The following is a 23,119-nucleotide window of genomic DNA, read 5'->3' as shown; positions in this document are numbered from 1 at the left end:
AACAAGGACAAGCCAAAACTGGCTTGTCCTTGTTGTAGTTACGCTTTGAAGATGTGATGGAATAGCCTTTTACGATCTGGGCCTATTACCCCAAAGCAAGGTTTTTGCCTGAGTTGCTCAGTTTTATCATTTTTAGGTAGTTTATTTTTGTTAGGTTGATGGGCATGTGGTACCGCCACATACTCATCAACCTAGAAAATCAAAATTCCCCCATAACGAAAATTCTATCCATTGTTGACTACTGATAATGTCATCTTATGTTAATTAGAGCTGTATGGAATATCCTTCATCTTGTGCAACTAACGAACAGGTTAGTTGCACAAGATGAAGGATATTTGTTAATGTTTATCCAATATTGAACAATATAAGTAAAACCATTCATGTAAAGGAAAACATAGTAAAAAATTTATAAAGACAAAGGTGAGATTATTGAATATTTCAGTTCTTGGTTGTGGACGTTGGGGTACTTTTATAGCTTGGTATGCTAACAAAGTTGGTCATAATGTAATGTTGTGGGGGAGAGAAACCTCAAGAAATTACATTGAATTAAATGAAACAAGAAAGAATGATTATCTTAAGCTCTCAGAAGATATCGAGCTAAGTAATTCTCTACATAAAGCAATTTCATTTGCGGAGATTATTATTATATCGATTAGTGCACAGGAATTACGTTCATTTGCTAATCAATTAAACTTAATTAATGAAATACAAGGAAAAACCTTCATCTTATGTATGAAAGGACTTGAAGCAACAAGTGGAAAGAGGCTTTCTCGAGTATTTGGTGAAATCGTTGGAAAAAATACCAATATAGCTGTTTGGGTAGGACCTGGGCATGTACAGGATTTTGTGAATGACATTCCGAATTGTATGGTGATTGGATCTGAGAATATTGGTATCACTAAGAAGGTTGTACAAGAGTTTAATAGTGATTTAATAAGGTTTTACTACGGACAAGATTTGATTGGCAATGAAATAGGAGCTGCTACAAAAAATGTTATGGGAATCGCCGCAGGAATGTTGGATGGATTGAATTATAGCAGTTTGAAAGGTTCACTAATGGCTAGAGGGACCAGGGAACTTTCACGTTTGGTTACAGCTATGGGAGGAAATGATTTAACGATATATGGATTGAGTCATTTAGGAGATTATGAGGCAACATTGTTCTCATTACATAGTCATAATCGAAAATTCGGAGAAGCGTTTGTCTTAGGTCAAAAGTTTGAAAAATTGGCAGAAGGAGTTTCAACAGTAAAAGCATTGAAAGAACTATCTAAACAATATGATATTGAACTTCCAATTAGTAACGCTTTATATGAGATTTTGTTTGAAAGTAAAGATGCAAAAGATACATTAGAAAAACTTTTTTTAAGACCTGTTAAATTTGAATTCTAATGATAAGATGTTTTTTATCGTTTTCTGACGGAATACTCCTTCCTCAAGGGTGTGAAGGGCGCTAGCCCAACGGTAGGTGGGAGATGAATGTCAGTAGGCGTAAGCCTACGTTTTTTTGTATACTGTAGATATCCTATAACAAAGTGAGGTGCAACCTATGTTAGTAAATAAAGTATATAAATTTCGTATCTACCCAAATAAGAAACAAGAAATAGTAATTGCTAAAACGATTGGTTGCAGTCGCTTTGTATTTAACCATTTTCTAGCTCTATGGAATAACACCTATAAAGAAACAGGAAAAGGATTAACCTATCCTTCTTGCTCTGCCGAGCTCACTCAATTAAAAAAGAAGCAAGGTACAATCTGGTTAAAGGAAGTAGATAGTATTGCTCTTCAATCCACATTAAAAAACCTCGCAGATGCTTTTTCACGTTTTTTCAAGAAACAAAATGATATTCCACGTTTCAAGTCTAAAAAGAATAAGATTCAATCCTACACAACTAAGCAAACGAACGGAAACATTTCAATTGTAGGCAACAAAATGAAATTGCCGAAACTTGGCCTTGTTCGCTTTGCCAAAAGTCGTGAAGTAGAAGGTCGTATTCTAAATGCAACGATTCGCCGTAACCCAAGTGGTAAATACTTTGTATCTATGCTCGTCGAAACAGAGGTACAAGAAATGCCTAAAACGGAATCCACTTGTGGAATTGACGTTGGATTAAAAGATTTTGCCATTCTTTCTGATGGTACAACATACAAGAACCATAAATTCTTTCGTACATTAGAAGAGAAGTTAGCAAGAGCACAGTGTATCCTTTCTAGAAGAAAGAAAAGTTCTTCGAACTGGAATAAACAACGTGTGAAAGTTGCACGAATCCATGAACATATTGCAAATGCAAGAGCTGATTACTTACATAAACTTTCTACTGAAATCATCAAAAACCACGATGTCATCGGTATGGAAGACTTACAAGTCAGTAACATGCTCAAAAGCAGAAAGCTTGCAAAAGCGATTAGTGAAGTATCTTGGTCACAATTTCGAACTATGTTGGAATATAAAGCCAAGTGGTATGGCAAACAAGTGGTTGTGGTATCTAAAACATTTGCTTCTAGTCAATTATGTTCCAATTGTGAATACAAAAACAAAGACGTTAAAAATCTAACCATTCGTGAGTGGGGTTGTCCTTCTTGTGGCACACATCACGATAGAGATCGAAATGCAGCGCTCAATCTTAGAAACGAAGCAATTCGTCTCTTAACCGTAGGAACTACGGGGATAGCCTACTGAATTAGAAACCGTTAGGTTTCTGTACTTAGGAATCTCCCACTTCAAACAGTCCGTAAGGATGTTAAGTGGTGAGTAGTTCAATGAAAATCACTTCTTCAATAAACGAGTGCTTATATTAAACATACCAAATTGATTTACTTCCGCTAACGATAATTATGTAAATGAGCTGTCCATATGGGCAGCTTATTATATTTTTGGCTTAGCATGTTTTTTTCCATAATGCTGGCGGTACCCCATCCCCATCAATCTAAAAAAAATAAAATACCCACTAAAATGAAAAAACGCCATCCTTTCTATGAGTTATGGTATAAATTCCTCTTAGGTTGATAGTAATGTATGATGACACCAAAAAGCCAGGCTGCTTTTAATCAACCTGGCTTTTTAAATAAGGAGATCACACGATACCATTCTGGGGAAATTATACATTAAGGAACATGAAACCTTGTTATTACTGCATCCAAAAACATATTTATGTGTTCTATAAGTTAAAATTAGATGATTAACAGGACATTAAGTTGCAATTTCACTCTCTATTTTGTCTAAAGAGTATGGCAGTACCAAGAAATGCGGAAGCCGGTACGAAAATATCCCCCCCTTCTGTTTCAACAACTGGGAACCCATTTCCTTCGATATATTTACGTGTAGCTAAGATATCACGCACTGTAACAGTATATCCGACAAACCCTGGCAAAGGCGGTACCACTTCACCTGGAAAAATATCGGTCAATCGGGACTCAGGAACAATTGTTATGTGAGCACCATTAAGATCAAAAATGCGTGTCATACCCTTCGTTTGTGCATCACGACCTAGATAGCGCCGATAGCGTTTGATGAAATCATCAAGCTTAGAGTCAGCAACGCAAAGAATTACTTCCACTAACTCAATCGCTCCATTCGGATGATTCATATGAGATTGTGCCTTCAAAACCTCCAACGGCGGATTTTCAGCGATGGCTAGTCGACCTTCCGGCACATCTTCTCCATCAATTTCTATATAGTTAAAAGAGACCACTTGCATTCCAGTTACGGTCTCTATAGGACGTTGAACGCTATTAACACCGCTATGAACACTATCCTGATCGAATTGAGCTGCATATGCCTTTGCATCAGGTGTACAAAAGCATAAGATATGTGTTCCTTCGAAACGTGATAGAGACCTAGAAATGGTAGCAACAGTGCGTTTGATATTTTCAAGAATTCGAGGAAGTAAAGTCGGGGGAGCCTGAATGGGCACAAGGATGGCATCGTGAGGAATTCGTTCTTCGTCTTCCACTACAGTAACGATTTCGATAAAATTATGGAGAAATGTGGCATGTGTATTTGCTGCACCAAATGGCTTAGGTACCTCGCCTTCTTTTTCGGCCATCATCGGATAGGCTGGAGGAGGACATACGAAGCCTATCTTTCGGTATAGCTTTAGTGCAATCTCTATATTTGTTACGACATGGCCTACATGATGAATATGCTTAATCTTATCGTTCACAGTACTCACTCCTTATTCTTACGTTTAGAATTTATTTTTTCGTTGATATTCACAGAAGATTAAAAGCGCTAGTTCTTGCAAATTAAGGTTCTTGGAGAGTGTACGATCCAAGAACTCATCAATACCAGCACGTGTCGTACTTATTGTTCGATTCGATTGCGATTTAATGTACGGTTTGGTTTAATACTATGTTTCATGTCTTCTAAAAGATTTGGCAGTTATAAATACTACAGCCTATTTAAGATAATAAGATACGATGCATTGTTTTTTAGAGTATTATCGTTGCTATTTTAAATCACAGAAATACTCTTTATAATCTTTTGTAGTAATAAAGCTCATTTTTATCGATTTGGGGACAACCCGTTTTGTTGGTTCTATCTCTATAAAAAAGATAATGTTATTGGTTATAAAAAGGGGAGACTAAAAGCTATGTTTGGTTGGAAGGAAGATAAAAAAATGAATGAAAAGATTATTTCAATCATTACCACATATCAAAAACTTGGCGACTTTATGGGTAGTGCAAATGAAGATACGATTCAACAAGCAGCACAGATTCTAAATATTTCATTCCCAAGTAGTTATCATTGGTTTTTAAAACAGTATGGAAGTGGCGGTCTTGACGGGATCGAGATACACGGATGTGAAAGTACGGCAGTAGATTCATCCGTAGTCTATCATACAAAATTGTACAGAGAAACGTATGACTTACCATTACATTATATTGTTTTAAATGATATTGATGGCACCGTAACATGCCTAGATATAAGTCAAATGAAGAATGGTGAGTGCCCTGTTATTTTTTGGAGCCGTTTTTCAAAGGAACTGTATGCAGTTACTTACGGTAATTTCAGAGATTATCTTTTAGATTCTTTGCAAGAAACTGTAGATAATCTCTATAATGAGGATTAATTGTTATAGCATACTGTTCCATTAAAAAAATGTATTAGACTGAACTTTATTGATACCATCATATTCTTTTTCCTTTCTTCATCTTAACTCATAAAAGAAAGATTTAGATTCACCCTTATATGTCATGAATGGTGATGAGCTGCATTAAAATATTGCATTAGACAAAATAGAGGATATATGATTTTTATACAGAAAATATAGACAATCCAGAGAAATCATTCTTAATAAAAAAGGCATGTATACATTTTTGTATAAAGCTTTCAAAAGAGAAAAGGCTTAATCCATGTAAAAAATGGTGATAGCCCCTTTGTTTACTACGTATAATAGAACGTTATGCTAACTTGAAATGAATATGATATACAAAAAGAAAACTCATCATTACTCTTATCTTCATAACGCTATAATTATCCAAAAATAGTTTTTTGTTGGTAAAAATATAGGTTTGACAAGAAAGGAATGAATATTCGCTATGAGTAAAAATAGAGTATGGTTTGTAACTGGAGCCTCAAAAGGTTTGGGACTTGAATTAGTAAAACAATTATTAAAGAATGGCAACCAGGTTGCTGCAACTTCAAGAACATTAAATGATTTAATAAAGGTAGTTAATGATGATACAAAACGATTTCTACCATTGTCGGTTGACCTGACTAATGAGGCCAGCGTACAACAAGCAATTGAGAAAACCATTGAAACTTTTGGTAAGATTGATGTCGTTGTAAATAATGCTGGTTACGGTTTAGGTGGGAGTCTCGAGGAACTAACAGACGAAGAAATCCGTCAAAACTTTGATGTGAATGTATTTGGTACATTGAATGTAATTAGGAAAACAATGCCTTATTTAAGGAAACAAAAATCAGGGCATATTTTTAATATAGCTTCACTTGCAGGATACGTGGGCAGTATGGGTTTTGGTAGCTACAGTGCTACAAAGTTTGCAGTGGTTGGTTTATCTGAGTCTCTGGCAGAGGAAGCAAAGCTATTTGGCATTAAAGTTACAATGGTAGCACCTGGCTATTTTAGAACCAATTTCTTAAGTAGTGGTTCCGTTATGTATAGTAAAGAACAAATTGAGGATTATAAAGCAGTCCATGAGATAAAGGATTTTCTTGATAATGTTATGGATGGGAAACAAGAAGGTAATCCCGAAAAAGCTGCTTTAGCTATGATACGCACAGCGGCAGAAACAGATCCTCCCGTTCATTTATTGCTAGGTTCGGATGCTTATCATGTGGCTTCGGAAAAAGTAGTTACCTTACAAAAAGAGTTTGATAAATGGAAGGACATAACCTGTTCAACAGACTTTGATAAATCATGATAAAAATATTATTAAACTAATAAAAATCGTATGTTCAGTAAACATTTCTGTTTATTTACTTGATATAGGTACATTAAAGTAAAAGAACCTATTTTGTTGGTTAAAATAGGCTCTTTCCTTTTAAATTTTTATTAAGGCTACTTATATGACATTGGTAAAATTTAAATCTTTTTATAGGATTACTTTTTACTGTTATTATCTATGATTAAAGGTCCCTTCTTCCGCATTGTAAAATAAATAGGGAGACCAATTAAGGTTAAACCTATTCCTGACAGTGCTAGAAGTGTTTGAGTAAATAATGTATTAATAACGATGAATAGCCCACCGATAATGGCGATTATTGGTATTATCGGATATAGTGGAACTTTATAAGGTCGTACAAGTTCTGGCTCTCTTTTTCGTAAAATAAAGACAGCAAGGAATGTCATTGTGTAGAATATCCATATTACAAAGACTAGCATATCTGTTAAAGTATTAAATCCACCAATGACCATCATGATAATAGATACAAATAACATAAATAAACCGGAGTTATAAGGGACTTTGCTATGTTTAGTTAATGTAGCAAACCATTTGCTAAATGGTAATTTATTTTCAACTGCCATAGCGTATGGAATTCTCATTCCAGTCATAATGTAACCATTGATTGTTCCAAATACGGAAATTAAAATACCGATTGTAACTAATTTACCACCCATTGCGCCAAAAATAATTGTTGCTACCTCAGAAGCAGGAGTATCAGTCGCTGCAAGTGATGTTGCGGACATGACCATAAGAAACGCAATGTTTATAAGTAAGTATATAACCATAACAGCTGATAACCCTAATACAATTGCTTTTGGTAAGTCCGTTTTAGGGTTTTTCATTTCTCCAGCGATATTTCCTACATGAATCCAGCCATCATATGCAAACATTGTTGCAAGTAAACCAGATCCAAGTGCAGATATAAACGATTTGTCTGGTCCAGCTTCAATTGGTAAGAGTTGAAAAGTAACATCGCCTTTGTGTAGTAATCCAAAAATGATAATAAGGGCTAGTGGAAGTAACTTACATATAGTAGATGCCATTTGGATTCCACCGGCGGCTTTTGCTCCTAAGAAATTCATAAGAGTTACAAATGTTGCAGTCGCTACAGAAATTCCGATAATCAACATTTTGTGTTCACTAATGTCTAAACCAAATAAACTAACTGTTTGTGTTCCGAAGATGATCGCAAGTGCTGCGATATTAGCAGGAAAGTAGATTACAGTTTGTGCCCATCCAAGTAGGAAAGCTGTTAAGTTTCCATAAGTGCGCTTTAAATATGCCATCATTCCACCTGTTTCAGGGATGGCTGCAGATAGTTCGGCAGCGGTCAGACCCGCACATACTGTTAATACCCCACCAATGATCCAGGCAAGTAAGCCTAAACTGGCTGTACCAGTTACCCCATAAAGTGCTGTAGGTTTAAAAAATACCCCGGCTCCAATAACAGTACCAATAACAGTGGTTAATGCTGCAAAGAAACCAATATCCTTTTTTAATTGTTGCTGTGACATTATAATCACTCCTAGTTGAAAGAATGCATACTTATTTACAAATTTAACATTGTGGTATGTGAAATGTTTCACAAATGAAGAGTATCATAAGGGGACCCTAGATTCAATTTTATTTGTTAGATAAAAATAGAATTTTGAATAAAAAAGTCTACTTTGTGAACTTTTTCACAAATTGATTGACTCATAATTTTGAGTGGTGTTATCTTGTAGGTGCAACAGCAAGACGCAAAATGAATTATATTGCCATAACATTTTTATTGGTTTTTGCTACTTTAATGTTTATCAAATCATAGACAATATAATTTATATCTGAATCTAATAAAGGATGTGTTGTTATGAAAATTGGTGTAGTGAAAGAGATAAAAAAAGGAGAAGCTCGTGTAGGGATGACTCCAGAAAATGTTCAAAGATTAGTTGCAGATGGAAATGAAGTTTTAGTACAAAAAGATGCCGGATCAGGATCTGGTTATACAAATGATGAATATAAAAACGCTGGTGCAAGTATCGTGACGCAAGGAGAAGCATGGGATGTTGATATGGTAGTCAAGGTGAAAGAACCACTACCTGCAGAATATCATTACTTTAAAAAGGATCTTATTGTATGGGGATTCTTACATCTGGCCGCTTCTAAAGAGTGTGTAGAGGCAATGAGAAATGCTGGCACAACTGCAATTGCAGGGGAGACGATTAGTGAAAATGGAAATCTAGCATTATTAAAACCTATGAGCGCAATTGCTGGTAGACGAGCAGTATTTATGGGTGCTTATTACTTAGAAAAGCAACATCAAGGAGAAGGCATTTTATTATCTGGAATTGAGGGAATCCCTGCCGGAAATGTTGTGATTCTGGGTGGAGGAAATGCTGCAATTAACGCTTGTGATATGGCAATTGGAATTGGTTGTAAAGTTACAATATTAGAAATAAATCAAGAAAGAATTTCTCATTTAAGAGAGAAATATGCGAAAGAAAATGTTGAAATCATTGAATCAAACACTGAAAACTTGGAGCGAATGATTCAGGAAGCCGATTTATTTATTTCAACAATTTTAATTCCAGGGTCTAGACCTCCAAAAATCGTAAAAGAGTACATGGTTCAATCTATGAAACCTGGAAGTGTTATTGTAGATATCGCAATAGATCAAGGTGGAACAGTTGAAACAATTGATAAGTATACAACACATGATGATCCGGTATTCATTAAACATGACGTAATACACTATGCAGTGCCAAATATGCCTGGTGCCACCCCACGTACCGCTACAATCGCGTTAGCGAATGGAAATATTGAATATTTACTAGCAATTGCTAAAGAAGGATTAGAATCCGCTATGCAGCATAAAGTATCATTAGCATCCGGGGTAAATATCTATAAAGGGGTCATTACTTACGCAAATTTAGGAATGACGCTAGGGTTAGATTATAAACAATTGAAAGAAGTGTTAGTATGATAACCAAAAAAATGCCATTAGATATTGTTGACATCAAAAAAGCCCAAAAGGTTCTTGATAAAAATGCTAGAAAAACACCATTAGTTAAATCTTTCTATTTGACTAGTAAAACAGGTGGAGAAATTTATTTGAAATTAGAAAATATGCAATTAACGGGTTCTTTTAAATTCCGTGGTGCCTTTAATAAAATGTCACATTTGACAGAACAAGAAAAAGAACGAGGTGTTATTGCTTGTTCGGCAGGAAACCATGCACAAGGTGTTGCTTTATCCGCTCATTTACTTGGAATTAAGAGTAAAATTGTTATGCCAGTTTCTGCACCTCAAGCGAAAGTAGAGGCAACTAGAGGGTATGGATCAGAAGTTATTTTATATGGTGAAACTTTTGATGACGCCAAAGCGAAGTGTGAGGAAATTATACAAGAAACAGGAGAGACATACTTACATCCATATGATGATGTAGAAGTAATGGCTGGACAAGGAACAATTGGTTTAGATATTCTTGATGATTTGTGGGATGTTGATACTATAATTGTACCTATTGGTGGAGGAGGAATTATTTCTGGAATTGCTGTTGCATTAAAATCTTTTAATCCATCAATTAATGTGATAGGTGTTCAAGCGGATAATGTTCATGGAATGAAAGCATCTTATGATAATGGAGGAATCGTGGAGCATTATCATGCACCGACTATAGCGGATGGTTGTGCAGTTAAAATACCAGGCAGCTTAACTTTCGAAGTTGTAAAGGAACTAGTAGATGATATTGTAACAGTATCGGAAGAAGAGCTAGAAGTGGCGATGAAAGATTTATTACAACGTGGGAAAGCTGTTGTAGAAGGGGCTGGAGCATTAGCTACCGCTGCGCTTCTTTCAGGAAAAGTTGATAAATATACAAAAGGAAAAAAAGTAGTTGCAGTTATATCCGGTGGAAATGTGGACTTGCAACGTATATCAAATGTATGTGAACACTTTTTTGTGGCTAATGAAGTGAAATAATGATTGAAGAATTATAAAAATAAATCGATTTTACCAAGAAGGAGCTAAGAGCAAACATCTTAGCTCTTTTTTGGTAAAGGGGGATGGAATCTATGGGCAATCTGTTAAACAGGAATTGGTAACGCGGTTATTAAGAGAAAGTGAAGAGAGAAATTAGTATTAAAGAATTTAACCGCACTTCCCGAAAGAATTCTCCTTCTTCATACGAAATTGTATCTATAAAACGAAAAAACGTTATTCTTTTTGTAGAAATATACAGGAAGAATAGCGTTTTTTCGTTTTTGGGGTGACTTGTTTTCTTAAGTTGATGGCAATGTGTGGTAGCACCCCATACCCAAAATCGTTTCCGTACCCCATATAGGATGTTGAACACAATGGGCTAATTCATTAAGATGAGCGAATTTCTTGTTCCTGACATTCACTAGTTTCTTATACGCTTTTTCAGGCAGCGCGTTCAGTTTTAGATGTCCATTGTAGAAGAGGTTGTTGGTAATGTGATAGCAGCCAGCCTAAAATTTTTCCGACGAAATAGGCAGCGGCTAGTGTACCAATTCCGATTGAGCCTAATGATTGAATGAAAATTATACATATTCCGCCGGCAATACAAACATTAATTACATCACTTGATATTTTCGCTTTACTAAATTTTAAATTGAATTTTTCATGAATTGCATACGTTAATGCATCGTATGGCATTAATGGAAGTTTCGCTGTGAAATACCCCATTAAACCAGCAGATATAACGAAAAAACTAACAATTAAAAATATAGTTCGAGAAAAAATTGTTTCAGGAGTAGGAAACATTTGAACTATGAAAAGCGTTATATTCATGAAGCCCCCGAATAAAAACGAAATAGTTAATTGAACTACAAATTCATTTAACTCAATTCGTTTATTTAATATTACTTGGATAACAATAAATAACAGATTGGCAAGCACTGTTGTGAAACCAAGTGATAAGCTAGTCGTTAGCTTCATTGCGTATGCTAGTGATGACACAGGCGATACACCAAATCCTGCTCGAATCGAGAGACTAACGCCAAACGACAAAAGAAATAAGCCAAGCACGTATAAGATGATTCGCCTCATTGTTTTACTCATATGATTCATAATATCCTTCGCTTTCTATAAATAGTATACGAGTAAGTATAGCAGTGAATTTAAGATATTAATAATATATATATGATAAACTAATCATATCAAAAAACATATAATGGGGTGCGAAATGGATATTCGACAATTACATTACTTCAGAGAAATTGTAAGACAGGGAAGTATTTCTAAAGCAGCAGAAGTTCTCCATATAGCGCAGCCGCCGCTTAGCCAAATGTTAATAAAGCTTGAAAATGATCTTGGTACAACTTTGATTCATCGATACCGAAAAAAATGGGAACTAACGGAAACTGGTGAACTATTGTATCAATATGCAGAGAAAATGTTGATACAAATGCAAGAGGTAAAACAGCGAATTCAAGAGATTGAACAAGGGATAGCAGGAATAATAAGCATTGGTGTATCATCTGCATGTTCGAATATACTCCTTGACTATGTCAGTATGTTTAGAACACAATATCCCAAAATTAAAATCAATATAATAACAGGAAACTCAGAAGTACTATTAAAAAAACTGGAACGAAGAGAACTTGATATTGCATTACTCTTACGCCCGGACAATAGTGAACACTATCAAGTTAAAATATTAAATAAACAGCCATTCGTCGTAATTATTCCAACTAGATGGCTATCATTATTTTCATCACAGGATATGACGTTGGAACAAATAGCTTCATTCCCTTTTATTATGTTAGGGGCAATGGAAGGGCATTTTTTATATGAAAGTATATTGGAAACATTTAATGAACGTAATCTGAAGCCGAATATTATTATTGAGTGTAAAGATGTCACAATGGTTGTAGCACTTGTAAGCAGAGGATTAGGTATATCTATCATCCCAAGAATGGATTATACGTCGCATTTTTTGGAAAATACAACGCTTTTTGAACTTAAACAATTTGATTTTAGTGTGGAACCAGTTTTTATAAGGTTAAAAGATAAACCACTCTCAAAGGCGGTCATTCAATTTTGGGAGATTGTTGATTAGATGAAGTGAACATATTATATCAATCAGGAATTTAAAGATTTCTGGTTGTTACCATGTGGATTAGAACCTATTATTAGTGAATTTGTATATGGTGTGAATTCACTGCCAATACTCCAATTATATAGGGAGACAATGAGTCAGCCAACAAAGGAAATTCATTAAAGACCTCAATAGTCAATAAGTAACCACAGTAATCGTCTCAATATGTAAAAAAGACACTATTTAAAGTGTCTTTTTATACGATGACATAAAGAAAATGTAGTGATTAGTCATGATTAATTAGATTCTTCTTGGTTGGTATTAGTATAACATCAAAATAGATTAATTTAAATACAAATATATAAAGATTTTAATATATATTAAAATATATTTTACTTTCTATTACCAAAATTTCCAGTTTCTTTATTTTTATATCTATACTATTATATAAATGCTAAATCGTCAAAAAGGGGCCTTTTAGATATGGAGATGAGAAACTTACAAGATTTAATTGAAGAAAAGAAAGCAAAACTAATTAAACTTGTAGAAAAATATGGATTTAGACATAAGCAGGTGCTAAATTTAAGTCGAGATATAGATATATTAGTGAATAAATTTATTTATAAAAATAATAAGATGATATAAAATTAACTTTACACTTGTGAAGTGACAATAAAGTTATTTAATTTTCAAACCTCAAACATGTATAACCCCGTTCTGATTTTAGAACGAGGTGTATTTAATGTCAGTAAGCAAAATAAAAATTGCAAGAACGGAAAAGGGGTTAACTCAACACGAATTAGCTGTGCTTATAAATGTTACTCGACGAACCATTGATCTTATTGAACTTAATAAATATAATCCATCTTTAAAGCTTTGCATTGATATAGCTAAATCACTTGATAAAACTTTAGATGAATTATTTTGGGAGGGAAAATAGAATGGAAAAACTTAAAAATTGGTTTTCACTCAGTACACATTCAGATGAAAGAATTCAACAAATTGAAATGAAATTTGGGCTCAATCTGGAGTTGGGGTTTTATTGCTAGCCTTCATAGATTTAATACTAAGGGGCGTATACTTACAAAGACCGTTTCTAGAATGGGCTACTGCTCTTGGTATCATTATCTGTTATATGGTATTCTTCTTTAGATCCATTTTAGCTGGTGTTTTTGAGCCAGAAATCGATAACAAGGAAAAATTAAGACAAAAAGGCTTATCTTTTAGCACTTAATGATAAGCTTTTTTATTATTTTCTTCATCTCTTTTTCGTTTTTGGGGGTATTTTGTTTTGTTAGCTTAATAACGATGGGGTACTGACGGCAAAACTCGGATATTATATGTTAGGACATTTTTAGAAAGTATAAAGAAAAGACACCCATATAAGAGTGTCTTTTCCAATAGTTTTTTAGCAGAAGCAAGCAGCTCCAACGATGATTAATAAAATAAACAATACAACTAATAAAGCAAAGCCGCCAGCAAAACCGCCACAACTACCACCAAAGCCCATAATAGTTCCTCCTTTAATGAGAGGGGAAAACTAGGGTTCACTCATGTATTTTAACGGATTCAATTTACTTTATGTTTTTATGCATGAATTGAGCAGGTCCTTTTGAAAATAAAGAAAAGACACCCTAAGGTGCCTTCCTCCGACTTGAACCATCTTAATTTTAATAATATGTATTGGATTCCCATCCGAATATTATTTTACCATGTTAAGTAATATTAGTCATTGAGAAATATGAATCAAATCTATATTTTATTCCAAAAATAGGAGTTATTAATTGAAATATATTATTTTTATAGGGGTACCGCTACATCGCTATCAAGCTAAGATAAATTTGTATCCATATAATCAAAAAAACACCATCCTTTCTGTATATTTCTACAAAAAAAATAGCACTTTCTATGAATTATAGGTGTAAATTCATCTTAGGATGATAGTAATGGATTTGTCCCCCTTTTATTACAAAAAGAAAATATTTGAAATTTATCACCTCAAACATGGAAATGGGATTTTACTTATAGCTAATGGGGGTATTATGGAAAAAATACCAAGAGAAGTATAAGATTGAAAATTATGTATCAAAAATATTGTTCCTAAATATGGAATAATAGTATGATAGAAGAGAAGCACAAGAAAAATGGGGGGCCACTATGATTACATTGCAGCAGAAGTTGGAGCAATATACACACATATATACACAGTTGAAGGGAGAACTAAGGTGGAAAACTAGTGATTCTCGGACTGGGATGATGATTGCCGCTATGTATGCAGGCAGCGATAAGCCATTTGATCTTAGGCGGTTTTTAGAAATTAGTAATTATATTAAAGATCAGGTAGGGATGTTTTCCTATTTAAAGTCCTATCACCGCTTTGTGGTTGCAGCAACATTAGATATTCACTTTACATATTACAAAGAAGCGTTTCAACAGTTTCTAGACTTATATGAACGATTGGTCGCTGGTGGCTTTAGCCGGAGTATATTCACTTATTTGGCAGCAGCAGCGCTTTTACCAGAAGACAATGAACAGCATGATACACGTATTCAGCGGTCGCTGCAAGTATATAAACGCATGAAAGAGGATCACTTCTTTCTTACAAGTACAGATGATTACCCGCTCGCTGTTTTACTAGCAGGACAATCAGAGAAAGTAGAGATGCTTATGGATCGAGTGGAACGTCTCTACCAGAAGCTGGCGGCAGCTGGTATGTACAAAGGGAATAATCTTCAATTTTTAAGTCATATTCTTTCTCTAAAGAAGGATGTCAGTGAAGATATTTTAGTAGCACGATACACAAACATATGGAATCTGCTAAAGCAAGAAAAGGTAAAAGTGAAACAGATGCATTATCCGGCTATCGGACTACTAGCGTTGCTTGAGGATGGAGAGAAAGAAGTTCATTCTATTCGAGCATTCATTGAAAAATTGCAGGGGGACAAATTATTCCGCTGGCATACGGATGCAAATATTCTTATTGCTATCCAACTGTTCGTAAGTCAGAAAGGTGCGGAAAGTCACGCTGCCAGCACAGGTTTACAAGCAATGATAGAGGTTCTCATACAGGCACAGCAGGCAGCTATGCTAGCAGCAATTACCGCTTCCTCTGCAGCAACTTCTGCTAGCAGTAGTTCATAACGTGCAATGTGCTACATGAACGCTATATGTAGGATTTCTCAAAAAGGGTTACATACATCATGATTAACTGGATTATAGTCTACTCGTTTTCGTGATTTAGTCGAAATGATGGAAGAACGTGGGCTATTCCTTGCTCATACAACTATCATACGATGGGTTCATTAATATGGTCCCGAATTAGATAAGCGCGTACGATGTCATCCTAAATCAACCAATGATTCTTGGCGAGTCGATGAGATGTATTTGAAAGTCAAAGATCGATGGATGTACCTATATCGTACTATTGATTCAAAAGGAAATACAATTGATTTTCATTTAAGCAAAACAAGAGATCATAGGGCTGCAAAGCGTTTTTTCAAGAAAGCTTTGCAGTCTTTTCACGTTTCAAAGCCCCGTGTGATTACAGTAGACAAAAATCCGGCCTATCCTATAGCGATTGAAGAGTTGAAGAAAGAGAAGAGGATGCCTGTAGGCATCCAAATACGGCAGATAAAATACCTTAATAACATTGTAGAGCAAGATCATCGTTTTATTAAAAAGAGAGTTCGTTCAATGTTGGGATTGAAATCTTTTCGTACAGCTAAATCTATTGAAGCGATGCATATCATTAAAAAAGGCCAACTTATTTTACGGGACAAGTCTGTCCAAAATGAAATGAAGTTTATTCATCAACTATTCGGAATGGCTGCATATAGATGCAATCTTTGCACCAGAATCCTAAAAATAGTGCACAAGATATTTTAATGAGATTTTGAATTAATGGAAGTAAATATAAAACGATAGAAGGGTTTACTATAAAAAAATTATGGTAAACCATTTGTTTTATATAGTCTATTATAGACAGTTTAATCTTATTCACCTTTCATTTTAATATATAGTAAGAGAATGAAAGGTGTACCGTTTCAACCCAATGGATATTTTTAACTAATGGGGTGTTTTTTCATATCTATAAACAGCCTGACTAGAAAACCAACAATAAAAACTTAGCGGGAACCCAACAGACATTATATCTGGGTAATATTTCAAACAAAGATTATTTGCAGTTTGAGCTAAAGCATTCTTGTATTTAACCAAAATGTTGGAGGATATTACTATGAGCCAAAATTCTATTTTACAAAAAGCAATGGATTAGTGGAAACGGATGAGTCAAGATTTTTCTTTTCGACAAACCTATGAACTGAGAAAAAAAGCATTAATGGATGACGCAGATAGGTTTGCTCATGCTCGAAATAAAGTGGGATAACAAGGGAAGATTCAAATGATTAAAGAAATACCTATCGAAACAATTGTAAAAGCCAGTAAAATATTTTTAAATGGATTCGGACCGTCAGCTCTACCCAAACTGTAATGTTTTTAGGGTGAAGTGTTGAAAATTATTTATGTAATAATGAATTTATAAAGGAGAATCAAGACTAAATTAAGTAATTTAAAAAAGCGTAGAAAGGTTTAATTTCTACACTTTTTCTAATTGATAACATATTTATTGCTGTTCTAAATTTGTTATATAAGATTTTACAGCTTGCAACAAAAAGTCTTCCTGCCCCATACCAGCATCATTAGCCATTTTAACTACTTTTTGTTTAAATTCATGATCTGCATGAAAAGTTAATGGCTCTACATTACTTTTAAAGTAAATCCCTTCTACATGTGGAAGTATCGAACCGGATTTCATATGAGAATGTAAGTATTTAATCTCTTCTTGAAATTGCAACGGATCCACCTGTAAAACGAATGGTTTAATTTCTAGTTTGATGGTATCAGGCATAGTAGTTAATCGCATATTTGTAACACCGAGTTCTTTATAAAATAAGTTTATTAAATTGTAAGAGATGGAATGAAATAATTGAGGCTTTTTAAATGTAAAAGATAAATAACCTCGTTTCGTTATGACTGCTTGCTTTTTAAAAGGTTTAAATGAATAGCCAAGTTCTTTATATTTTGATAAAGGAAAGATTTCTTCATCCTCTGTAATAATCTTTCCATCAGTACCATTTATCTCTATTATACGAGCTGATTTTTCAGTGTGTTGGTGTGTTATTAATTGATATAGATAAATATTGGTGTCATGAATCTTCGTAATAAACATCTTTCGTTCTTTTGTTGTTGTTTTTTTATAATTAAGCTGAAAAATTTCTAGCTCTTCTTCATTAATGACATATACTTGTTTACCACGCTTTTCTACCATTGTGGCTGGTAACTTTCCAGACTTAATGTATGTAAAGATAGTGGAAGGTGCTACGTTTAGAATTTCTGCTGCTTCTTTTGTACTTAATCCTTTTACTTCCTCTTTATTCATTAACCGTTCAATATCTTCTAAATAGAATATTTTGCTCCCGAATTGCTTCCAATTATCTTTATATACACATTCTATTAATCCTTCTTTTTCTTTCTTTAAAATGGTTTGAACGGTAACTCCCATTAAATCCGCTGCTTCTTTTGTTGTTACTGTAGGTTTTGTAATAAACAGTAAATCTTGTGTCATGAAAGTATACCTCCTTATTTATTTTCCGTAATTTATAAACTATGTATATATCATATCAGATTCCTAATTATATATAAAATAAGATTTCTATTTTTAAAAATAGAAAATTATTATTGTATATTAAAGTCATTCTATAAGTTATTTATATGTGAAACAAATTTTATCTTTGTTTAATACTTAAATGTTTTATAATATTTAATGAAAATATAATATGTGTACATCTATTTTATAAAAAATTATTAAAAATTATAAGTATAAATAAATAGAGAAGAATGGTACCTTATTACAGAAAGAATATGATTTTTAATTTGTATAATTGATGTAAGTGCTATGTAAATCATAGTATACTTAATAAATATATTAAGATTAAAAATCTATACAAGAAGAGGTGTAGTAGAAGTATGGATGATAAAAATCAAAAAGAATTATTACCTATTACAAACAATCAACAGGAATTTATAGATGTGTATTTAGAAGATATAAGAGGTATAGGTTCATTTCTGCATAATAATCGTTATATGAATGATGTGGAACAAAAGATGGAGGCAGCAGAAAAAGAAGGTAAGGGGAAATATGATTTTTTAAACGATCTTGAAGTGATCTATCATTTTGTGCATTTGCAAAAAGATATGGATGAGAAAAAAAATAGAAAGGAGGATACAAAAAAGGGTTATGTGTCTGAAATCTTATCATTTTGCCAATGTATGGTGCAGCATGCAGAAGAGTTTGAAGTGAATGTGGAAGAGGTACAGCAAAATGCTTCCTTATTAAAAACATTGCGGCCTTGGCACATTCGTAAATTTAATTTCTGGTTGAAAAATGTACAAAATGGTCGGAATGGTAATACCTATGCAGTCGCAACACTCGCGAAGAAAACAGTATTAATTCGTTCTTTTTTTAAACACCTTCATGCATTTGGCTATATCGAAAAGCCGCTTTATAAAGAACTGCAGCGAGCAAATGTAAATGACCAAGATTGGCCAAATCGTGATTTATCCTATGAGGAAGTCATGAAAATATTAGGTTTTTATAAAGAGAGAGGACATTTAGTAAACTATACAATAATACTTGCATTGGCTAGTACTGGTGCACGTATTCAGGAGTTGTGTACTGCAAGCGTAAAAGATTTACACTATGACGGGAAGTATTGGTTAAAAGTTAGAGGAAAAGGGGACAAGGTACGTGAACTTTTCGTTTCAGAACATTTATATCAATGTATTTGTGAAATGAGGAGAAGAAGAGGTTTCCAAACGGTATTGGAAAAAGGGGATGAGAGTCCGTTATTTATAAATCAAAGAGGAAATGCTTATAACTCTAAAACACTATCTAATCAGGTAACGGATATGATAAAAAAGACAAACTTAGAGTTCTTACAATACCGTGAAAATCCAGTAACCGCACATACATTTCGACATGCTTTTGCAATTATGGCAGTAGAGAAAGGAAATGCAGATTTATATCATTTAATGCAAACACTTGGCCATGAAAATATTCAAACAACAAAGATCTATTTAGAGAAGCATATGAAACGTAAAAATAACGTAGGATCCACTTTCGCTGATATGTTGATATAGAATTCATGGCGTTAATACCAACAAATAATTATGTATTTTTTACATAATTATTTGTTGGTATTTTTGTTGTATCATACGTGTATCCTCAGGATGATGTGAAAGTTGTGTGAGCAGAAACTGAGTGGAAAAATTTACAAAGACAATGGGGAGTCAAGTAGACGTGTTAGATCTGATCTCTATTAATTAAAAATAATGAAGACATGTTTAACAAAGAAAAATCAATATGATTTTAGGAAGTTATCTTGGTTTTTTATTTTAGGTATTAATTTTCGAAAATATTTTTAGGTAATTTAGATAAATATAATTTCTTTAAGGAAAGTGGACTGAATCAATTCAAAAAGCATAGTGCAAAAAATTAAAAGTATGCTAGATTACTAAAATTAGAACGGGTATAATAATTTTAAAGAGTGATGAAAGCGTTTGCGTAAATTTATTGAAGGGTGTGAACTTATTGAAAAGAGTAATAGCAGTATGTTTGTTATTTACTTTATTTTCCCCTAATATATATGGAGAAAATAAAGTAAATGCAGCTACAGTGAACAATGGAACTTTAATGCAGTATTTCGAGTGGTACGTGCCAAATGATGGGGAACATTGGAATCGTTTGCGTACTGATGCTGAAAATTTAGCTCATAAAGGAATTACATCTGTATGGATGCCACCTGCATATAAAGGAACTTCACAAAATGATGTAGGGTATGGAGTGTATGATGTATATGATTTGGGAGAATTCAATCAAAAAGGAACGATACGGACAAAATATGGGACAAAAGTACAATTAAAATCTGCAATTGAGGCTTTACATAATCAAAATATCGATGTATACGGTGATGTTGTTATGAACCATAAAGGTGGGGCAGACTATACTGAGATTGTAACAGCTGTTGAGGTAGACCGTAATAATCGAAATATTGAAACATCGAGTGATTATCAAATAAATGCGTGGACGGGATTTGATTTTCCAGGACGCGGGGATTTCTATTCTAATTTTAAATGGAGATGGTATCATTTTGATGGAACAGATTGGGATGAGGGAAGGAAATTAAATAGAATTTATAAATTTAGAGGCGTAGGTAAAGCTTGGGACTGGGAAGTGTCTAGTGAGAATGGTAACTATGATTATTTAATGTATGCAGATCTTGATTTCGATCATCCTGATGTTGCAAATGAAATGAAAAATTGGGGAACCTGGTATGCGAACGAATTAAATTTAGATGGCTTTCGGTTAGACGCAGTTAAACATATTGATCATGAATATCTCCGCGATTGGGTAAATCATGTTAGAAAGCAAACGGGGAAAGAAATGTTTACAGTGGCTGAATATTGGCAAAATGATATTCGTGCTTTAAATAATTATTTAGGGAAAGTAAATTATAATCAATCTGTGTTCGATGCGCCCCTTCATTATAATTTTCATTATGCTTCAACAGGAAATGGAAATTATGATATGAGGAATATTTTAAAGGGTACGGTAGTAGAAAGTCATCCTACACTAGCTGTTACTCTCGTTGAGAATCATGATTCTCAGCCTGGCCAGTCATTGGAATCTGTTGTGAGTCCTTGGTTTAAGCCGTTGGCCTATGCATTTATTTTAACACGTGCAGAGGGATATCCTTCTGTTTTTTATGGAGATTACTATGGCACAAATGGAAATAGTAGTTATGAAATTCCAACGTTAAAGGATAAAATTGATCCAATTCTGATGGCACGAAAAAACTTTGCATATGGTACGCAACATGATTATTTAGACCATCCAGATGTGATTGGCTGGACAAGAGAAGGGGATAGTATACATGCTAATTCTGGTTTAGCAACATTAATCTCTGATGGACCAGGAGGATCAAAATGGATGAATGTTGGAAAGAACAATGCAGAGGAAATATGGTATGATATTATGGGCAATCAAACAAATACTGTAACGATTAATAAAGATGGATGGGGGCAGTTCCATGTAAATGGAGGCTCTGTTTCAATATATGTTCAGAAGTAAATTAGATATGGAGACGAAGAAGCAAACTTGAAAATAAGTCAGCTTCTTTGTTTTATTCTGTTCATTTAGAGGTGTATTTTATCATATATAGTTCAAAAATATATTACACTCAGGTAAGCGCTTCTGAAAACTTCATGTTAAACACATATCAATTCCATAAATAGTACATATTCAAATTATATAATTAATATCTAAACATAAGAATATTATGTAATTTAAAGATTGAACTATATTAAAACAAATAGTAAAAGGAGAGGAATTACTATGACGATATTTGTAGATCATGAAATTGAGTACATGAATTTAGAAGAAGATGCTGAACTTTTAAAATTAATGGCACATCCTATGCGTTTAAAACTAATTAGTGAACTTTATAAACATAAAACATTAAATGTAACACAAATAACCCAAATCTTAAAACTCCCACAATCAACTGTATCCCAGCACTTATCTAAAATGAGAGGGAAAGTTTTAAAAGGAGATCGACAAGGTCTAGAAATTTACTACAGCATTAAAAATCCAAAAGCTGAAGAAATTATTGAGTTATTAGGCCCTTTCCAATAGACTCTATATAACTGCATCCTATTTTCTAAAGTAAAATAAAAATTATATATTCAATACGATACAAGGACTTATGTTTTCATTTAATGTACGGAAGTGAAAAATTAGTAAAAGTCCTTATAAAAAAGACGCTTTTTTAGCGTCTTTTTTATCTTTTAAGATACTTTACTTGAGTTCATTAGGTAGTTAGAGATTGAAAATCTGACTTTAAAGAAAAATGTTGAGCAGTTCTCTATTATTATACATAAATATTAAAGTAATAATTATGTAATTTTGCATAGGTATATCTTAATCCTCTAATGAAATTTTGGGTTCTGTTGCAAAGTTTCTCAAGAGATAAACAGAGGCATGAACGGTTTCGATTCCTGAAGCATAACGAATACTTTGAAATCCTGCGGATTTGGTAAAACAACGCTTCACCTGTCGATGATCTTGTTCTATAAGATTGTTCAGGTATTTAATTGTACAATGAGTAGTGTGATTACAGAAGCCTTTTTCCCGTAATTTCTTAAACGTACAAAGTAATGCGGGCGCCTTATCTGTAGTGAGAACCGTTGGTTCTCCAAACATTTTTACTAGTCTTTTCATAAAAGCATAAGCGGCCTGATGATCGCGCTTTTTACGAAGTTGAATATCGAATGCGTGCCCTTCTATATCAATCGCACGATATAAATAACACCATTTCCCTTTGACTTTTATATAGGTTTCATCTAGTCTCCAAGACAAGTGGGTGTTTTTCGTTTTCTTCTTCCAAATTTGATAAATCAAGCTCCTATATTCATGAACCCAACACATAATGGTTGTGGGATGAACCAAAACACCACGTTCTTTCAGAATTTCAGAGACATCACGATAGCTTAAAGCAAAATGGCTACCAAAATAATATCTCGTTTGAACTGTTTCCCTTTAAAATATCGTAT

General features: G+C 33.7%; 18 protein-coding genes and 4 pseudogenes. 16 read left to right on the top strand and 6 right to left on the bottom strand.

The annotated features are described in order from the left end of the window. Positions 1–420: 420 nt before the first annotated feature. Together BAU28_RS22445 and tnpB are read left to right on the top strand one after the other, a co-directional pair. Entirely contained in the window at positions 421–1,392 is a 972-nt protein-coding gene (locus tag BAU28_RS22445) for an NAD(P)H-dependent glycerol-3-phosphate dehydrogenase (RefSeq protein ID WP_244158176.1), read from the top strand. A gap of 157 nt (positions 1,393–1,549) precedes the next feature. Then, positions 1,550–2,680 carry an IS200/IS605 family element RNA-guided endonuclease TnpB gene (gene tnpB / locus BAU28_RS22440; protein WP_071720048.1) on the top strand — a complete coding sequence of 377 codons (1,131 nt, stop codon included), beginning with the start codon at positions 1,550–1,552 and terminating at the stop codon, positions 2,678–2,680. A 523-nt stretch (positions 2,681–3,203) separates the two neighbouring features. Here tnpB and BAU28_RS22435 read toward each other — a convergent pair. Beyond that, a complete protein-coding gene (locus tag BAU28_RS22435; protein ID WP_071720047.1) occupies positions 3,204–4,163 on the bottom strand; it encodes a VOC family protein in 960 nt (319 codons plus the stop codon). Positions 4,164–4,619: 456 nt separating this feature from the next. Between BAU28_RS22435 and BAU28_RS22430 the strand changes: the two genes are divergently transcribed. Next, positions 4,620–5,072 carry an SMI1/KNR4 family protein gene (locus BAU28_RS22430; RefSeq protein ID WP_048376745.1) on the top strand — a complete coding sequence of 151 codons (453 nt, stop codon included), beginning with the start codon at positions 4,620–4,622 and terminating at the stop codon, positions 5,070–5,072. 469 nt (positions 5,073–5,541) lie between these two features. Further along, positions 5,542–6,387, top strand: coding sequence for an oxidoreductase (locus tag BAU28_RS22425; RefSeq protein ID WP_071720046.1), 846 nt, complete (start codon positions 5,542–5,544; stop codon positions 6,385–6,387). Between the two features lie 179 nt (positions 6,388–6,566). Here BAU28_RS22425 and BAU28_RS22420 read toward each other — a convergent pair whose 3' ends face one another. Beyond that, positions 6,567–7,925, bottom strand: a complete 1,359-nt coding sequence (locus BAU28_RS22420; RefSeq protein WP_048371961.1) for an APC family permease — start codon at positions 7,923–7,925, stop codon at positions 6,567–6,569. A gap of 335 nt (positions 7,926–8,260) precedes the next feature. Here BAU28_RS22420 and ald point away from each other — a divergent pair, with 335 nt between their 5' ends. Then, positions 8,261–9,373: an alanine dehydrogenase gene (ald, locus tag BAU28_RS22415; RefSeq protein ID WP_071720045.1), complete on the top strand. Its 1,113-nt coding sequence runs from the start codon at positions 8,261–8,263 to the stop codon at positions 9,371–9,373. Beyond that, on the top strand, positions 9,370–10,371 hold the full coding sequence (tdcB, locus tag BAU28_RS22410) for a bifunctional threonine ammonia-lyase/L-serine ammonia-lyase TdcB (protein ID WP_071720044.1): 1,002 nt from the start codon (positions 9,370–9,372) through the stop codon (positions 10,369–10,371). Before ald ends, tdcB begins: the two co-directional genes overlap by 4 nt. Positions 10,372–10,812: 441 nt before the next feature. Here tdcB and BAU28_RS22405 read toward each other — a convergent pair whose 3' ends face one another. Beyond that, entirely contained in the window at positions 10,813–11,481 is a 669-nt protein-coding gene (locus tag BAU28_RS22405) for a YczE/YyaS/YitT family protein (protein WP_071720043.1), read from the bottom strand. 115 nt (positions 11,482–11,596) lie between these two features. On the opposite strand from BAU28_RS22405, the gene BAU28_RS22400 reads away from it, so the two are divergent. From BAU28_RS22400 to BAU28_RS22385, 4 genes and pseudogenes are all read left to right on the top strand, one after another. Further along, positions 11,597–12,472, top strand: a complete 876-nt coding sequence (locus BAU28_RS22400; protein WP_071720042.1) for a LysR family transcriptional regulator — start codon at positions 11,597–11,599, stop codon at positions 12,470–12,472. 462 nt (positions 12,473–12,934) lie between these two features. Further along, positions 12,935–13,096 (top strand): aspartyl-phosphate phosphatase Spo0E family protein, encoded by a 162-nt coding sequence (locus tag BAU28_RS22395; protein WP_071720041.1) that lies wholly within the window; start codon positions 12,935–12,937, stop codon positions 13,094–13,096. 97 nt (positions 13,097–13,193) lie between these two features. Then, positions 13,194–13,391 carry a helix-turn-helix transcriptional regulator gene (locus tag BAU28_RS22390; RefSeq protein WP_071720040.1) on the top strand — a complete coding sequence of 66 codons (198 nt, stop codon included), beginning with the start codon at positions 13,194–13,196 and terminating at the stop codon, positions 13,389–13,391. Between the two features lies 1 nt (position 13,392). After that, positions 13,393–13,664, top strand: a pseudogene (locus tag BAU28_RS22385) (hypothetical protein); the annotation flags it as partial. 195 nt (positions 13,665–13,859) lie between these two features. Here BAU28_RS22385 and BAU28_RS22380 read toward each other — a convergent pair. After that, positions 13,860–13,961: a YjcZ family sporulation protein gene (locus BAU28_RS22380; protein ID WP_071720039.1), complete on the bottom strand. Its 102-nt coding sequence runs from the start codon at positions 13,959–13,961 to the stop codon at positions 13,860–13,862. 647 nt (positions 13,962–14,608) lie between these two features. Between BAU28_RS22380 and BAU28_RS22375 the strand changes: the two genes are divergently transcribed. From BAU28_RS22375 to BAU28_RS31115, 3 genes and pseudogenes are all read left to right on the top strand, one after another. Beyond that, positions 14,609–15,592: a DUF4003 domain-containing protein gene (locus BAU28_RS22375; RefSeq protein WP_071720038.1), complete on the top strand. Its 984-nt coding sequence runs from the start codon at positions 14,609–14,611 to the stop codon at positions 15,590–15,592. An 87-nt stretch (positions 15,593–15,679) separates the two neighbouring features. Beyond that, positions 15,680–16,336 (top strand): annotated as a pseudogene (locus tag BAU28_RS22370) (IS6 family transposase); the annotation flags it as partial. A 319-nt stretch (positions 16,337–16,655) separates the two neighbouring features. After that, a pseudogene (locus tag BAU28_RS31115) lies at positions 16,656–16,940 on the top strand (hypothetical protein); the annotation flags it as partial. Positions 16,941–17,072: 132 nt separating this feature from the next. Here BAU28_RS31115 and BAU28_RS22365 read toward each other — a convergent pair. Continuing rightward, the gene (locus tag BAU28_RS22365; RefSeq protein ID WP_071720037.1) at positions 17,073–18,074 is read right to left on the bottom strand and encodes a helix-turn-helix domain-containing protein; all 1,002 of its coding nucleotides are present in this window, start codon (positions 18,072–18,074) and stop codon (positions 17,073–17,075) included. Positions 18,075–18,475: 401 nt separating this feature from the next. On the opposite strand from BAU28_RS22365, the gene BAU28_RS22360 reads away from it, so the two are divergent. The 3 genes from BAU28_RS22360 to pagR all read left to right on the top strand — a co-directional run bounded on the left by BAU28_RS22360 (position 18,476) and on the right by pagR (position 22,202). Next, entirely contained in the window at positions 18,476–19,648 is a 1,173-nt protein-coding gene (locus BAU28_RS22360) for a tyrosine-type recombinase/integrase (protein WP_071720036.1), read from the top strand. Between the two features lie 442 nt (positions 19,649–20,090). Next, positions 20,091–21,638 (top strand): alpha-amylase, encoded by a 1,548-nt coding sequence (gene amyS / locus BAU28_RS22355; RefSeq protein WP_083594879.1) that lies wholly within the window; start codon positions 20,091–20,093, stop codon positions 21,636–21,638. Between the two features lie 264 nt (positions 21,639–21,902). Continuing rightward, positions 21,903–22,202, top strand: a complete 300-nt coding sequence (gene pagR / locus BAU28_RS22350) for a transcriptional repressor PagR (RefSeq protein WP_071720034.1) — start codon at positions 21,903–21,905, stop codon at positions 22,200–22,202. Positions 22,203–22,487: 285 nt separating this feature from the next. Here pagR and BAU28_RS22345 read toward each other — a convergent pair. Continuing rightward, a pseudogene (locus BAU28_RS22345) lies at positions 22,488–23,119 on the bottom strand (IS6 family transposase).

The sequence above is a fragment of the Bacillus paramycoides genome, assembly GCF_001884235.1.
GTDB lineage: Bacteria > Bacillota > Bacilli > Bacillales > Bacillaceae_G > Bacillus_A > Bacillus_A paramycoides.
This window is presented reverse-complemented; position numbering and strand designations above follow the sequence as displayed.

Excerpts from the sequence above, each read along its gene's own strand:
- tnpB (WP_071720048.1), top strand. The coding sequence starts at position 1,550 with ATGTTAGTAAATAAAGTATATAAATTTCGTATCTACCCAAATAAGAAA.
- BAU28_RS22430 (WP_048376745.1), top strand. The coding sequence starts at position 4,620 with ATGAATGAAAAGATTATTTCAATCATTACCACATATCAAAAACTTGGC.
- BAU28_RS22425 (WP_071720046.1), top strand. The coding sequence starts at position 5,542 with ATGAGTAAAAATAGAGTATGGTTTGTAACTGGAGCCTCAAAAGGTTTG.
- BAU28_RS22420 (WP_048371961.1), bottom strand. The coding sequence starts at position 7,925 with ATGTCACAGCAACAATTAAAAAAGGATATTGGTTTCTTTGCAGCATTA.
- ald (WP_071720045.1), top strand. The coding sequence starts at position 8,261 with ATGAAAATTGGTGTAGTGAAAGAGATAAAAAAAGGAGAAGCTCGTGTA.
- tdcB (WP_071720044.1), top strand. The coding sequence starts at position 9,370 with ATGATAACCAAAAAAATGCCATTAGATATTGTTGACATCAAAAAAGCC.
- BAU28_RS22405 (WP_071720043.1), bottom strand. The coding sequence starts at position 11,481 with ATGAATCATATGAGTAAAACAATGAGGCGAATCATCTTATACGTGCTT.
- BAU28_RS22400 (WP_071720042.1), top strand. The coding sequence starts at position 11,597 with ATGGATATTCGACAATTACATTACTTCAGAGAAATTGTAAGACAGGGA.
- BAU28_RS22395 (WP_071720041.1), top strand. The coding sequence starts at position 12,935 with ATGGAGATGAGAAACTTACAAGATTTAATTGAAGAAAAGAAAGCAAAA.
- BAU28_RS22390 (WP_071720040.1), top strand. The coding sequence starts at position 13,194 with ATGTCAGTAAGCAAAATAAAAATTGCAAGAACGGAAAAGGGGTTAACT.
- BAU28_RS22380 (WP_071720039.1), bottom strand. The coding sequence starts at position 13,961 with ATGGGCTTTGGTGGTAGTTGTGGCGGTTTTGCTGGCGGCTTTGCTTTA.
- BAU28_RS22375 (WP_071720038.1), top strand. The coding sequence starts at position 14,609 with ATGATTACATTGCAGCAGAAGTTGGAGCAATATACACACATATATACA.
- BAU28_RS22365 (WP_071720037.1), bottom strand. The coding sequence starts at position 18,074 with ATGACACAAGATTTACTGTTTATTACAAAACCTACAGTAACAACAAAA.
- BAU28_RS22360 (WP_071720036.1), top strand. The coding sequence starts at position 18,476 with ATGGATGATAAAAATCAAAAAGAATTATTACCTATTACAAACAATCAA.
- pagR (WP_071720034.1), top strand. The coding sequence starts at position 21,903 with ATGACGATATTTGTAGATCATGAAATTGAGTACATGAATTTAGAAGAA.